14 protein-coding genes are annotated in these 13,714 nt (G+C 56.4%); 6 read left to right on the forward strand and 8 right to left on the reverse strand.

Annotation, left to right across the window (positions count from 1 at the left end; all coding sequences use genetic code 11):
- Window positions 1–23: 23 nt before the first annotated feature.
- Window positions 24–1,412: a succinate-semialdehyde dehydrogenase gene (locus GBC03_17650; protein ID QFS71897.1), complete on the reverse strand. Its 1,389-nt coding sequence runs from the start codon at window positions 1,410–1,412 to the stop codon at window positions 24–26.
- A gap of 99 nt (window positions 1,413–1,511) precedes the next feature.
- On the opposite strand from GBC03_17650, the gene GBC03_17655 reads away from it, so the two are divergent.
- Complete coding sequence (locus GBC03_17655; GenBank protein ID QFS71898.1) at window positions 1,512–2,372, forward strand: LysR family transcriptional regulator; 861 nt, start codon at window positions 1,512–1,514, stop codon at window positions 2,370–2,372.
- A gap of 94 nt (window positions 2,373–2,466) precedes the next feature.
- Complete coding sequence (locus GBC03_17660; GenBank protein ID QFS71899.1) at window positions 2,467–3,663, forward strand: sugar transporter; 1,197 nt, start codon at window positions 2,467–2,469, stop codon at window positions 3,661–3,663.
- Between the two features lie 33 nt (window positions 3,664–3,696).
- On the opposite strand, the gene GBC03_17665 is transcribed toward GBC03_17660, so the two are convergent.
- Complete coding sequence (locus GBC03_17665; protein ID QFS71900.1) at window positions 3,697–4,359, reverse strand: MarC family NAAT transporter; 663 nt, start codon at window positions 4,357–4,359, stop codon at window positions 3,697–3,699.
- Between the two features lie 258 nt (window positions 4,360–4,617).
- Here GBC03_17665 and marR point away from each other — a divergent pair, with 258 nt between their 5' ends.
- From marR to marB, 3 genes are read left to right on the forward strand one after another with little or no spacing between them, the layout of a single operon-like run.
- Complete coding sequence (gene marR, locus GBC03_17670) at window positions 4,618–5,052, forward strand: multiple antibiotic resistance transcriptional regulator MarR (protein ID QFS71901.1); 435 nt, start codon at window positions 4,618–4,620, stop codon at window positions 5,050–5,052.
- A gap of 19 nt (window positions 5,053–5,071) precedes the next feature.
- Entirely contained in the window at window positions 5,072–5,452 is a 381-nt protein-coding gene (marA, locus tag GBC03_17675) for an MDR efflux pump AcrAB transcriptional activator MarA (GenBank protein QFS71902.1), read from the forward strand.
- A gap of 33 nt (window positions 5,453–5,485) precedes the next feature.
- The gene (gene marB / locus GBC03_17680; GenBank protein ID QFS71903.1) at window positions 5,486–5,704 is read left to right on the forward strand and encodes a multiple antibiotic resistance protein MarB; all 219 of its coding nucleotides are present in this window, start codon (window positions 5,486–5,488) and stop codon (window positions 5,702–5,704) included.
- Between the two features lie 33 nt (window positions 5,705–5,737).
- On the opposite strand, the gene eamA is transcribed toward marB, so the two are convergent.
- Window positions 5,738–6,637 carry an O-acetylserine/cysteine exporter gene (gene eamA, locus GBC03_17685; protein ID QFS71904.1) on the reverse strand — a complete coding sequence of 300 codons (900 nt, stop codon included), beginning with the start codon at window positions 6,635–6,637 and terminating at the stop codon, window positions 5,738–5,740.
- A 196-nt stretch (window positions 6,638–6,833) separates the two neighbouring features.
- On the opposite strand from eamA, the gene ydeE reads away from it, so the two are divergent.
- Window positions 6,834–8,021, forward strand: coding sequence for an efflux MFS transporter YdeE (ydeE, locus tag GBC03_17690; GenBank protein ID QFS71905.1), 1,188 nt, complete (start codon window positions 6,834–6,836; stop codon window positions 8,019–8,021).
- A gap of 34 nt (window positions 8,022–8,055) precedes the next feature.
- On the opposite strand, the gene urtE is transcribed toward ydeE, so the two are convergent.
- The 5 genes from urtE to urtA all read right to left on the reverse strand — a co-directional run bounded on the left by urtE (window position 8,056) and on the right by urtA (window position 13,667).
- The gene (urtE, locus tag GBC03_17695; protein QFS71906.1) at window positions 8,056–8,754 is read right to left on the reverse strand and encodes an urea ABC transporter ATP-binding subunit UrtE; all 699 of its coding nucleotides are present in this window, start codon (window positions 8,752–8,754) and stop codon (window positions 8,056–8,058) included.
- Between the two features lie 12 nt (window positions 8,755–8,766).
- A complete protein-coding gene (urtD, locus tag GBC03_17700) occupies window positions 8,767–9,564 on the reverse strand; it encodes an urea ABC transporter ATP-binding protein UrtD (GenBank protein QFS71907.1) in 798 nt (265 codons plus the stop codon).
- Window positions 9,564–10,637, reverse strand: coding sequence for an urea ABC transporter permease subunit UrtC (gene urtC / locus GBC03_17705; GenBank protein QFS71908.1), 1,074 nt, complete (start codon window positions 10,635–10,637; stop codon window positions 9,564–9,566). The genes urtD and urtC overlap by 1 nt, the downstream gene beginning before the upstream one ends.
- Entirely contained in the window at window positions 10,634–12,211 is a 1,578-nt protein-coding gene (gene urtB / locus GBC03_17710) for an urea ABC transporter permease subunit UrtB (GenBank protein QFS71909.1), read from the reverse strand. The genes urtC and urtB overlap by 4 nt, the downstream gene beginning before the upstream one ends.
- A 184-nt stretch (window positions 12,212–12,395) precedes the next feature.
- Window positions 12,396–13,667 (reverse strand): urea ABC transporter substrate-binding protein, encoded by a 1,272-nt coding sequence (urtA, locus tag GBC03_17715; GenBank protein ID QFS71910.1) that lies wholly within the window; start codon window positions 13,665–13,667, stop codon window positions 12,396–12,398.
- Window positions 13,668–13,714 lie beyond the last annotated feature (47 nt).

The raw sequence follows: 13,714 nt of genomic DNA on the forward strand, positions 1-13,714 counted from the left end.
CGCCCCGCAGGGCGTCAGAAAGATCAGCGTCGGTTCTTCCAGACGGTCTGCACGTTACAAAATTCATGCAGGCCAAAGTGCGAGAGCTCGCGACCAAAACCGCTCTTCTTCACGCCACCAAACGCGACCCGGGCATCGCTGGCGCTAAAACCGTTAATGAAGACACCGCCGCATTCCAGACGCGCAGCCATCTCCTGTGCACGGGCTTCATCGGCGGTAAAGAGGGTTGCGGACAGACCAAAATCACTGCAGTTTGCCAGTTCCAGCGCGTGTTCGGCACTCTTCGCCACGCCGATCGCCGCAACCGGCCCGAAGAGTTCCTCACGAAACGCGGTCATCTCTGGGGTCACATTCGCCAGCACGGTGACCGGATAATAGCTCCCACCGGTGGAAGGCTTCTCGCCGCCAAGCAATAGCTGAGCGCCTTCGGCGATCGTAGCCAGCACCTGCTGGTGCAATTCATCGCGCAGATCGGCACGCGCCATTGGGCCGAGTTCAGTCTCCTCCGCCAGCGGATCGCCCTGCTTCAGCGCGCCCGCTGCCGCCACAAAGCGCTCGATAAAGCGCTCCGCGATCCCCTCTTCGAGGATAAAGCGTTTCGCCGCCGCGCAAACCTGTCCGCTATTCTGATAGCGCCCGGCCACTGCCGCCTTCACCGCCAGATCCAGATCGGCATCGTTAAGCACAATAAACGGATCGGAACCGCCCAACTCCAGCACGCATTTTTTCAGCGCCGCACCGGCCTGAGCGCCAATGGCCGCCCCGGCTCGCACGCTGCCGGTCACCGTAACCGCCGCAATTCGCGGATCCTGAATCAGCGTACTGACGCCCTGATTATCCGCATTCAGCCAGCCGTAAACGCCAGCGGGGATCGCAGCGTCGGCAAAGACCTGGCTTATTATCTGCGCACAGCCAGTGACGTTGGGTGCAGGCTTGAGCAAATACCCATTCCCGGCCAGTAAAATCGGCACCGCACCACGCAGTACCTGCCACAAAGGAAAATTCCACGGCATGACCGCCAGCACGGTGCCTAAGGGACGATACTCAATCACCGCCTGATGGTTTTCCACCTGTGTCGGTTCGGCGGCCAGCATCGCCGGACCGTGTTCCGCATACCAGTCGCACAGCGCCGCCGATTTGGCGACCTCCGCATGCGCCTGCTTAATGGGTTTGCCCATCTCGCGGGTAATGCACTGCGCCATCTCTTCGCCACGCGCACGTAAGGCCTCGCCGATGTCGCGTAATTTCTGCGCCCGATGCGCTGGCGTCGTCAGTTTCCAGCCGCGCAATCCCGCAGCAGCACGCTGTAGCGCCTGCTCGATTTCCTGAGCCGTAGACCACGGCAGCGCCGAAAGGTGTTCGCCATTATGCGGGTTGGTGGAAATGGCATGGGTTGCCGATGAAATCGTCATACTGTCTCTCCGTGGTTCTTGATGTCATCATCATGGACGCGTTTACTCTTTCCGAAAAATGAATAATATTAACGAAACTATTCACTATGAGAGAATGCTATGGATCTGACCCAACTAGAGATGTTTAACGCGGTTGCCGAAACGGGCAGCATCACCCAGGCGGCGGCGAAGGTGCATCGCGTCCCTTCCAATCTCACCACCCGTATTCGCCAACTGGAGGCGGACCTCGGCGTCGATCTGTTTATTCGTGAGAACCAGCGACTGCGACTTTCTCCCGCCGGGCATAACTTTCTGCGCTACAGTCAGCAGATCCTTGCGCTGGTTGACGAGGCGCGGATGGTCGTCGCTGGTGATGAACCCCAGGGATTATTCTCACTGGGTGCGCTGGAGAGTACGGCAGCCGTGCGTATTCCGGCCACGCTTGCCCGCTACAATCAGCGCTACCCCAAAATCCAGTTCTCCCTGGCGACCGGCCCTTCTGGCACGATGCTGGACGGCGTGCTTGAGGGTCATCTCAACGCCGCCTTTGTTGACGGCCCGATTACTCACCCCGGTCTTGAAGGGATGCCGGTGTATCAGGAAGAGATGATGGTGGTCACTCCGCACGGCCATGCGCCGGTAACTCGCGCCAGCGAGGTCAACGGCAGCAATATTTACGCCTTTCGCGCCAACTGCTCTTACCGCCGCCACTTCGAAAGCTGGTTTCATGCCGATCGGGCGATGCCGGGCACAATCCACGAAATGGAGTCCTATCACGGTATGCTGGCCTGTGTGATTGCTGGAGCCGGTATCGCGCTGATCCCCCGCTCGATGCTTGAAAGTATGCCCGGACATCAGCAGGTCGAAGCTTGGCCATTGGCCGAGAACTGGCACTGGCTGACCACATGGCTGGTCTGGCGACGCGGTACGATGATGCGACAGTTGGAAGCGTTCATTGAGCTGTTAGCTGAGCAGGAATGAAAACGAGATCTGAGTCACAAAACGGTTGTCTTTTCATCAGCAAACGTTTTAAGATCCCCTTCTCTCCTTTTTCGCAACGAACCGATTCATTTTTATGACAACTCAAACGGTCTCCCGCAAAGTCGCATGGTTACGGGTCGTTACGCTGGCTATTGCTGCGTTTATTTTCAATACCACAGAATTTGTCCCTGTGGGCCTGCTCTCCGATATCGCGCAGAGTTTTAACATGCAGACCGCGCAGGTCGGGATCATGCTGACGATCTACGCCTGGGTTGTCGCGCTGATGTCCCTGCCGTTCATGCTGCTGACCAGCCAGGTTGAGCGGCGTAACTTGCTGATTTGCCTGTTTGCACTGTTTATCGTCAGCCATGTGCTCTCATTCCTGGCGTGGAACTTTACCGTGCTGGTGATAAGCCGTATCGGGATTGCCTTTGCTCATGCAATCTTCTGGTCGATTACCGCCTCACTAGCGATCCGCCTTGCCCCAGCGGGCAAACGCGCTCAGGCACTAAGTTTACTTGCCACCGGAACAGCGCTGGCGATGGTGCTGGGCTTACCGCTCGGGCGCATTGTCGGCCAGTATTTTGGCTGGCGAACCACGTTCTTCGCTATCGGGATGGGAGCGCTAATCACCCTGATTTGCCTGATCAAACTGCTGCCAAAATTACCAAGCGAACACTCGGGTTCGCTGAAAAGTCTGCCACTGCTGTTCCGTCGTCCGGCGCTGATGAGCCTCTACCTGTTGACGGTCGTGGTGGTGACAGCGCACTACACCGCGTACAGCTACATCGAACCGTTTGTGCAGACCGTTGCCGGGCTAAGCGCCAATTTCGCCACCGTACTGTTACTGGTACTGGGCGGTGCAGGCATTATCGGCAGCGTTATCTTTGGTAAGCTTGGCAATCGCCACGCTTCGGCGCTCATTACCGTTGCCATTGCACTGCTGCTGGCCTGCCTGATGCTGCTGTTACCTGCCGCGGACAGTGAATCTCATCTGGCGGTCCTGAGTATCTTCTGGGGAATTGCCATCATGGTCATTGGCCTGGGAATGCAGGTAAAAGTCCTCGCGCTGGCCCCGGACGCCACGGATGTAGCGATGGCGCTGTTCTCCGGCATTTTCAATATTGGTATTGGCGCAGGCGCGCTGGTGGGAAATCAGGTGAGTCTGCACTGGTCGATGTCAACGATTGGTTATGTGGGCGCCATTCCTGCCCTCGCTGCGCTTATCTGGTCAGTGATTATTTTTCGTAAATGGCCAGTCTCACTGGAAGAGCAGCCACAGCATTCCTGACAGACGGCCCGGTCACGACGACCGGGCTTTTTTTCAGTAGGTTTTAATAATTTCCAGCACGCCGTTAATAATAAACTGCACGCCCATACAGACCAGCAGAAAGCCCATCAGGCGGGAAATGGCTTCAATACCGCCCTTACCCACCAGACGCATAATCGCCCCGGAACTGCGTAAACATCCCCACAGGATCACCGCCACCAGCGCAAAGATGATCGGCGGCGCGACGGTAATCACCCAGCCAGGAAAATCCGTTCCGTGACGCACCGTTGAGGCGGAGCTGATGATCATCGCTATGGTTCCCGGCCCCGCCGTGCTTGGCATCGCCAGCGGCACAAAGGCAATATTGGCGGTCGGCTCGTCTTCCAGTTCTTCCGACTTACTCCGCGCCTCAGGCGAATCATGCGCTTTCTGCTGCGGAAATAGCATACGGAAACCGATAAACGCCACAATTAAGCCCCCGGCGATGCGCAGGCCTGGAATGGAGATGCCGAAGGTATTCATCACCAGCTGGCCCGCATAGTAGGCCACCATCATGATGGCGAACACGTAAACCGAAGCCATAAGCGACTGGTGATTGCGTTCCGCACTGTTCATATTCCCGGCAAGGCCGAGAAACAGCGCGATGGTTGTCAATGGATTTGCCAGAGGAAGAATCACCACCAGCCCCAGTCCTATTGCTTTAAACAAATCCATCATATTGACTGCCATTCCTGTTTAACCCTGTGTTAGCGGCAAGTATAAGTGTAAAACCATGAAGTTAGCCATTCTGGCGCTGTAAGGATTCGTTATCGGTAAGAAGCATAACCGGTAATTATCATTAATTAAATAAAGTGTGACGCAAGGCGCATCTTTTCCCTTTTAGCAATTCGTGTGATCGGTAAATCCATTCGTTTGACTTATAGTTGCCTGGGCAATATTATCTGCCGTAACTAAATACTTGCCAGGGCAACCATTGTGAAAAGCACCAGTGACTTATTCAATGAAATCATCCCACTGGGGCGCTTGATCTACATGGTCAATCAGAAAAAAGATCGTCTGTTGAACGACTATCTCTCACCGCTGGATATCACAGCAGCACAGTTTAAAGTGCTCTGCTCTATCCGCTGTGCGGGCTGCATTACCCCGGTTGAACTGAAAAAAGTGCTGTCTGTCGATCTCGGTGCCTTGACGCGCATGCTCGATCGTCTGGTCTGCAAAGGCTGGATTGACAGACTTCCTAACCCGAATGACAAGCGCGGCGTACTGGTGAAACTCACCGAGCACGGCGCGGCAATTTGTGAGCAATGTCATCAATTAGTAGGACAAGACCTGCACCAGGAATTAACAAAAAACTTAACGGCGGACGAAGTGGCAACGCTTGAGCATTTGCTTAAGAAAGTCCTGCCGTAAAACAAGAAGAGGTATGACGATGTCCAGACGCAATACTGACGCTATCACCATTCATAGCATTTTGGACTGGATCGAAGATAACCTGGAATCGCCGCTCTCACTGGAAAAAGTGTCTGAGCGTTCAGGTTACTCCAAATGGCACCTGCAACGGATGTTCAAAAAAGAGACCGGCCATTCATTAGGCCAATACATCCGCAGCCGTAAAATGACCGAAATAGCGCAAAAATTAAAAGAAAGTAACGAGCCGATTTTATATCTGGCGGAACGTTACGGTTTCGAGTCGCAGCAGACGCTGACCCGGACGTTCAAAAACTATTTCGACGTTCCGCCGCATAAATTCCGTATTACCAATATGCACGGCGAATCGCGCTATTTGCTTCCGCTGAATCATTGTAACTAACTATCGCCTGTAAACGACGTAATCGAGGAAATCATGAAACTGTTGTCTTCTGCAATGCTGGCCCTGCTGCTTGTTGTCTCAGGTCAGAGCGTTGCGGAACAATCCGCGCAGCCCACCACGACGAACAGTCGTGACACGATGATTGTCCCCACCTCTCTGGAACAGTCGCCGTTTGATTTTAACCATATGGGCGCGGGAAGCGATAAGTCCGACGAACTGGGCGTGCCTTATTACAACCGGCACCGCCTGTGATTCGTTTTTGCCCTGCTCATGCAGGGCTTTTTTTTACCCTCTCACCTGCGCCGTTTTGCGCCAGCGAAAGCCAAACACGTTGATGTACAGACCCGCCATAATCAGCACCGCACCAAACAATTGCAGCGCGCTCAGCGTTTCGTCGAGCAGCAGCGCTGCGCTTGCCAGTCCCACCACCGGCACCAGCAGAGAGAGCGGCGCGACACGCCAGGTTTCATAACGACCAAGCAGCGTTCCCCAGATCCCGTAGCCGACAATTGTGGCGACAAAGGCCAGATAGACCAGCGATAAGATCGTTGTCAGATCGATGGCGATAAGGCTTTGCACGATTTGCGCCGCGCCGTCGAGAAACAGCGAGGCGGCAAAGAACGGCAGTATCGGGATCAGCGCGCTCCAGACCACCAGCGACATCACCGGCGGGCGCGAGGCATGACCCATTATTTTTTTGTTGAAGATATTGCCGCAGGCCCAGCTGAATGCCGCCGCCAGCGTCAGCATAAAGCCGAGCAGCGCCACATGCTGCCCATTGAGACTGCCTTCAATCAGCACCAGCACGCCAAAGACAGCGAGCGCAATCCCGGCAATTTGTTTACCCTGCAAACGTTCGCCAAAGGCAAATGCCCCGAGCACGATGGTGAAGAAGGCCTGCGCCTGCAACACCAGCGACGCCAGCCCTGCCGGCATGCCGAATTTGATCGCGCAAAACAGAAAGGCAAACTGACCGAAGCTTATCGTCAGGCCGTAACCGAGCAGCAGCGAAAGCGGAATACGCGGACGCGCAACAAAGAATATCGCCGGAAATGCCACCAGTAAAAAGCGTAACCCCGCCAGCATCAGCGGCGGCATCGCGTGCAGTCCGACCTTAATGACGACAAAATTCAGCCCCCATACCACCACCACCAGTAATGCCAACAGCCCGTCTTTGCGCGTCATACCACGGCTCCGCGAAGTTTAAATTTTTGTAAACAAGTTAAAGTAGCGGAAATCCCTTCCCCGTAACAGATCATAAATTCTGGTAGGGATAACAGTGCACAATAGAACAATTTATCCGCTATACATCACAATTTTGCCGTGCTATTCCTTTACATATCTAAAAAAAACATAACGAATCGCACTGTCGGGCAGATAAATGAACAAGACTTTGAGACGATCCACCCTCGCTTTACTCGCCTCCTCACTGTTGTTGACGATCGGTCGCGGCGCAACGCTGCCCTTCATGACCATTTATCTGAATCGCCAGTACGACCTGGGCGTGGATCTGATCGGCTATGCCATGACCATCGCGCTGACCATCGGCGTGGTCTTTAGCCTCGGTTTTGGCATTCTGGCGGATAAGTTCGACAAGAAGCGCTACATGCTGCTGGCAATTTCCGCCTTTGCCTTTGGCTTTATCGCCATTCCACTGGTGCATAACGTGGTGCTGGTGGTACTGCTCTTTGCCCTGATTAATTGCGCATACTCGGTGTTCGCCACCGTGCTGAAAGCATGGTTTGCCGACCATCTCTCACCCGGCGCGAAGGCGAAAATCTTCTCACTGAACTATACGGTGCTGAATATCGGCTGGACGGTGGGCCCACCGCTGGGCACGCTGCTGGTGATGCAGAGCATCAACTTGCCCTTCTGGCTCGCGGCAATCTGCTCCGCCTTTCCGCTGGTGTTTATCCAACTGCTGGTCAAGCGCTCTGTCGCCGCCGTCGACGGCGAAAACAGCGTCGCCTGGTCGCCTTCCGTGCTGCTGCATGATAAAGCGCTGTTCTGGTTTACGCTGTCAGCGTTTCTGGCCTCGTTTGTGAGCGGCGCGTTTGCATCCTGCCTCTCCCAGTACGTTATGGTCGTTGCCGACGGCAACTTCGCGGAGAAAGTGGTGGCAGTGGTGTTACCCGTTAACGCCGCGGTGGTCGTCAGCTTGCAGTACGCACTGGGACGCAGACTGACGCCGGGAAACATTCGCCCTCTGATGGCCTTTGGCACGGTCTGTTTTGTCATTGGCCTCGGCGGGTTCATGATCTCCGGCAACAGCCTGCTGTTATGGGGTGTATCCGCCGCGATCTTTACCCTTGGCGAAGTGATCTACGCGCCAGGTGAGTACATGCTGATCGACAACATCGCCCCTTCGGGCATGAAGGCCAGCTATTTCTCCGCGCAGTCGCTGGGCTGGTTGGGGGCGGCGGTTAACCCGCTGGCCAGCGGCGTTATTCTGACCTCTTTCCCCGCGTGGACGCTGTTCGTCGTCCTGATGATAGCGATTATTGCCGCGTGGGCGCTGATGCTTAAAGGCATGCGCGCCAGGCCCTGGGGCCAGGCGGCGCTGTGCTGATCCGATGTCGTGCAGGCGCAGGCCTGCACGATTGTCAGATAGCCACTAATCCGCGTACCCCTTCTGATGCCATATTTTCGCCACGCCCGCGTTGAATAATGCTGCCGCGCGACATCAGCAAATAGTTGTCTGCCAGTTCTGCCGCGAAGTCGTAGAACTGCTCAACCAGCAAAATCGCCATGTCGCCGCGACGGGCAAGTTGGGCGATCACCTGACCTATCTCCTTGATAACAGAAGGCTGAATGCCCTCCGTCGGCTCATCGAGAATCAACAATTGCGGACGACTCGCCAGCGCACGACCAATCGCCAGCTGCTGCTGTTGACCGCCCGAGAGATCGCCGCCGCGTCGCTGTTTCATCTCTTTCAGTACCGGGAACAGCGTGTAGATCTCTTCCGGTACCGTTTTGGCTTCACGCGACGAAAAACGCGATAACCCCAACAGCAGGTTTTCTTCGACCGTGAGTCGCGGGAATATTTCGCGGCCCTGTGGCACATACGCGATACCCGCCTGTACCCGCTGGTGCGGCTTACGATGGGTGATATTCTTCTCCTGCCAGGTCACCGTTCCGCTACGTGCCGGGATCAACCCCATCAGACACTTCAGCAAGGTGGTTTTACCCACGCCGTTGCGCCCCAGCAGGCAGGTCACTTCACCAGGCCTGGCGTCAAAGGTGACGCCGCGCAGAATATGGCTGCCACCGTAGTATTGATTCAGTTCATTCACCTGTAGCATCTTCTGCACTCCTTAGCGCCCAAGATAGACATCAATCACCTGCTCATTGGCCTGAACGTCGCGCAGACTGCCCTGCGCCAGCACCCGTCCCTGATGGAGCACCGTGACGTGGTCGGCAATGGTTTCCACAAACCCCATATCATGTTCCACCACCATCAGCGAATGCTTACCCGCCAGCGTGCGAAACAGCTCTGCGGTGTATTCTGTCTCTGCATCCGTCATTCCGGCGGCGGGTTCGTCGAGCAGCAGCAGATGCGGCTCCTGCACCAACAGCATGCCGATCTCGAGAAACTGCTTCTGACCATGAGACAACATTCCGGCGCGACGCCCTCTTTCTGTCCGCAGGCGCAGCAGACCCAGCATCTCATCGATGCGATCGTGCTGTTCGCTGTTTAGCCTGGCGCGCAGTGACGCCCACACCGATTTGTCGTTTTTCATCGCCAGTTCGAGGTTTTCCTCCACCGTCAGCGCTTCGAACACCGTCGGCTTTTGAAACTTACGGCCAATTCCCTGGCGGGCAATGGCGATCGGATCCAGCGTGGTCAGATCGGTTGACTGGTCATACAACGCCTTGCCGCTTTGCGGACGCGTCTTCCCGGTAATCACATCCATCAGCGTGGTTTTCCCCGCGCCGTTAGGGCCAATGATGCAGCGCAGTTCGCCGACGCCAATATTCAACGTGAGATCGGTTAACGCTTTAAAGCCATCAAAGCTGACGTTGATGTTTTCCAGTTGCAGCACCGGGTCCGTCTGCTGGCGATAGCGATCGCCGGGAACCTGGCGGGTAAAAAGGCCTTCATCTGGCTGCATTATTTTTCTCCTTTGCGGAACAGGCCTATCACGCCGCGCGGTAGAAAAAGCGTGACGCCGATAAAGATAAGCCCCAGAAACAGCTGCCAGTATTCCGGCATGATAACGGTGAAGAGGCTTTTAGCGCCGTTCACCGTCACCGCGCCGATGACCGGGCCAATCAGCGAACCGCGCCCGCCGAGCGCCACCCAGATGGCGGCTTCGATAGAGTTGGTGGGTGACATTTCGCTGGGGTTAATAATTCCGACCTGTGGCACATACAGCGCCCCCGCCAGTCCGCACAGCACGGCGGAGAGCGTCCAGACCAGCAGCTTGAAGCCTTTCGGATCATAGCCGCAAAACATCAGCCGGTTTTCCGCGTCGCGCACGGCGGTGAGGATCCGGCCAAATTTACTGCGCGCCAGCGCAAATCCCAGCCACAGTGCCAGCATCAGCAGTAATAGCGTCGCCAGAAACAGCCCAATGCGGGTAGTCGTCGCGGTGATCGGCATTCCGAGGAGAGTGGTAAATCCGGTAAAGCCATTGTTGCCGCCAAAGCCGGTTTCATTACGAAAGAACAGCAGCATACCGGCGAAGGTCAGCGCCTGCGTCATGATCGAAAAGTAGACGCCCTTAATTTTCGAGCGGAAGGCAAAATAGCCAAAGATGAGCGCCAGCCCCCCCGGAACCAGCACCACCAGCGCCATTGCCCACGCAAAATGCTGGGTTCCCCACCAGAACCACGGCAATTCACTCCACGAAAGAAAGGACATAAACGCCGGCAACCCTTCGCCGGAGGCCTGGCGCATCAGATACATCCCCATCGCATAGCCGCCAAGCGCGAAGAAAAGCCCGTGTCCCAGCGACAGCATTCCGGCATAGCCCCAGACGAGATCCAGCGCCACAGCAACGACCGCATAGCAAAGAATTTTCCCGGCAAGCTGAAGCGTCCACACAGAAATGGCCAGCGGATGATCGGCGGGCAGCAAGGTGAGAAACGGCAGGATCACCAGCGTCAGCAGGATAATCGCCCCCAATACCCGGCTGACACGCGGCGCTTTACGCGCCAGTGTTAAGGTCATTGGCATCGTCATGATTCGGTAACCCTCCCTTTCAGGGCAAACAGTCCCTGGGGTCGTTTCTGAATAAACAAAATGATCAACACCAGGATCACTATCTTCCCGAGAACCGCCCCCATCTGCGGCTCAAGAATTTTGTTGAACACGCCCAGACCAAACGCCGCCGCCACGCTGCCGGCAAGTTGACCCACGCCGCCCAGTACCACCACCAGGAAGGAGTCGATGATATAGCCCTGACCCAGTTCCGGGCCGACGTTACCCAGTTGCGACAAGGCGACGCCGCCGAGGCCCGCAATCCCCGAACCGAGTCCGAAGGCCAGCATGTCCACACGTCCGGTCGGCACGCCACAGCAAGCCGCCATACTGCGGTTCTGGGTGACCGCGCGTACCCGCATGCCCAGTCGCGTTTTGTTCAGCAGCAGCCAGGTGAAGAACAACACCAGCAGCGTGAAACCCAGTACCACAATGCGATTCCACGGGAGTACCAGACCGGCGTAGACCTGCACGCCGCCGGAAAGCCACGCCGGATTCGCCACTTCCAGGTTTTGCGCGCCAAAGGTCATCCGCACGAGCTGAATCAGCATGAGGCTTATCCCCCACGTCGCCAGCAGCGTTTCCAGCGGACGTCCGTAGAGATGGCGGATCACCCCGCGTTCCAGAATCATTCCCGCGCCTGCGGTAAACAGAAAGGCGACTGGCAAGGCAACCAGTGGATAAAAGGCCAACCACTGCGGCAGGAACTGCGCCATCGCCTGTTGCACCATCCACGTACAGTACGCCCCGAGCATCAACATTTCGCCGTGCGCCATGTTGATAACCCCCAGCAGACCATAGGTGATCGCCAGCCCCAGCGCCGCCAGCAGCAGTACCGATCCCAGCGAGAGCCCCATAAACGCCTGTCCAAGCAGATCGCCAATCGCCATCCGCTGCTGAATGCGCGCCAGGCTATCACTGGCCGCCGCACGCACGCTGGCATCCGGTTCATGCGCCTTGTCAGTAAAAGGCTGCAGGCGCGCCTGCATTTCCGGATCGCTGGATTCCCCCAACAGCGCGATCGCCTCGCGACGAATCTCAGCGGATGGACTGGTCAGTTGCAGATTAGCCAGCACGCGGGTCAGACGAGTTTTCACTTCCGCATCCGTTTCCTGTGCCAGGCGCTGTTGGATAAAAGGCAGCATGGCTGGCTGTGCGTCGCGCTGAAGCGTACGGGTTGCTGCCAGCCTTTGTGTGACACTGTCACTAATAAGCTGATGTGTCGCCAGCGCGCCAGCGACAAGAATACGTAGTCGGTTGGTCAGGCGCAGCGGTTTTAGCGCGCCCGTTGGACTGCTGGCACTCCCCAGGGCGACGACCTGCGATCCCTCTCGGGTAAAAGCCTGTTTTGTGCCGTCGGTGAGCACCGCCTCCCGGCTCAGTGCCGTCAGCAGCGGCAAACGTTGTGTTTCAGGTGCCGCTGCCCACTGTTCGAGCAGTTGCGCCTGCTCGCTGCGACTGGCGGCAACGAACACATCGGCATCGCTGGCCTGAACGAACCATGGCAGAAGCCCGAACGCCAGCAGCAAGCCGCGAATAAAGCCCATGGCTTTCATGTCGTGATCTCCAGAAGTCACCCTCCGCTGGAGGGATAAGAACGTTGACAAACCTTGCGACGCGTTCGCCGGATGACGGCTTACGCCTTATCCGGCCTACATCTGCTTCCCCCTGCTCTGTCCAGGCCCGATAAGCTTGCGCCATCGGGCATCACGCCGTCTGCGCCCGCAGGAGGGCTTAACGTTAGTTGCTGGCTGTTTTCACCGGTTGTTCAGATTTTTTGTCATTACCGGCAATGAACGGGCTCCACGGTTGGGCTCGAACCGGCTCTTCGGTCTGCCACACGACGTTGAACTGACCGTTGCCTTCAATCTCGCCAATCATCACCGGCTTATGCAGATGATGGTTGGTGGCATCCATCGTCAGGGTAAAGCCAGACGGAGCCTTGAAGGACTGTCCGGCCATCGCCGCACGGACTTTATCCACATCCGTCGTCCCGGCTTTTTCAACGGCCTGCGCCCACATATGCAGGCCAACGTATGTCGCCTCCATCGGGTCGTTAGTCACAACGGTGTCGGCATTTGGCAGCTTATGGGCTTTGGCGTATGCGCGATAATCGGCGACAAATTTTTGATTAGTGGCGTTATCAACCGATTCGAAGTAGTTCCAGGCGGCAAGGTTACCCACCAGCGGTTTGGTATCAATCCCACGCAGTTCCTCTTCTCCCACGGAAAACGCGACCACCGGAACGTCGGTGGCTTTCAGCCCCTGGTTTGCCAGCTCTTTATAAAACGGGACGTTAGAATCGCCATTGATGGTCGACACCACGGCCGTTTTACCCCCGGCGGAGAACTTTTTGATGTTGGCGACAATGGTCTGATAATCACTGTGACCAAACGGCGTGTAGACTTCTTCAATATCTTTATCGGCAATCCCTTTTGAATGCAGGAACGCACGCAAAATTTTGTTGGTCGTACGCGGATAAACGTAATCGGTGCCCAGCAGGAAGAAGCGTTTGGCGTTTCCACCGTCCTCACTCAGCAGGTACTCAACCGCCGGGATCGCCTGCTGGTTGGGTGCCGCGCCGGTGTAGAAGACGTTCGGCGACATCTCTTCCCCCTCGTACTGGACGGGGTAGAACAACAGGCCGTTCAGCTCTTCAAAAACCGGCAACACCGACTTACGCGACACGGAGGTCCAGCAGCCAAACACCACCGCCACCTTATCCTGGCTCAGCAACTGTCGTGCTTTCTCGGCAAACAGCGGCCAGTTTGAAGCCGGGTCGACCACCACCGGTTCCAGCTTCTTGCCTAATACGCCCCCTTTGGCGTTGATCTCATCAATCGTCATCAGAGCCACATCTTTCAGCGGCGTTTCGGAGATAGCCATCGTGCCGGAAAGTGAGTGCATAATGCCCACTTTGATGGTATCGGCGGCCTGAACGCTAAAACTGAAGCCCATGGCGGCAACCGAGGCCGAGAGGGCAAACGCTTTGAGTAAGGTACGACGCTGCATAATTTCACTCCTGAAAATAAAAATGCTGTGAGTTCTGGTGCGACCCG

Origin of the sequence: Citrobacter telavivensis (assembly GCA_009363175.1) — a bacterium.
GTDB classification, from domain to species: Bacteria; Pseudomonadota; Gammaproteobacteria; order Enterobacterales; family Enterobacteriaceae; genus Citrobacter_A; species Citrobacter_A telavivensis.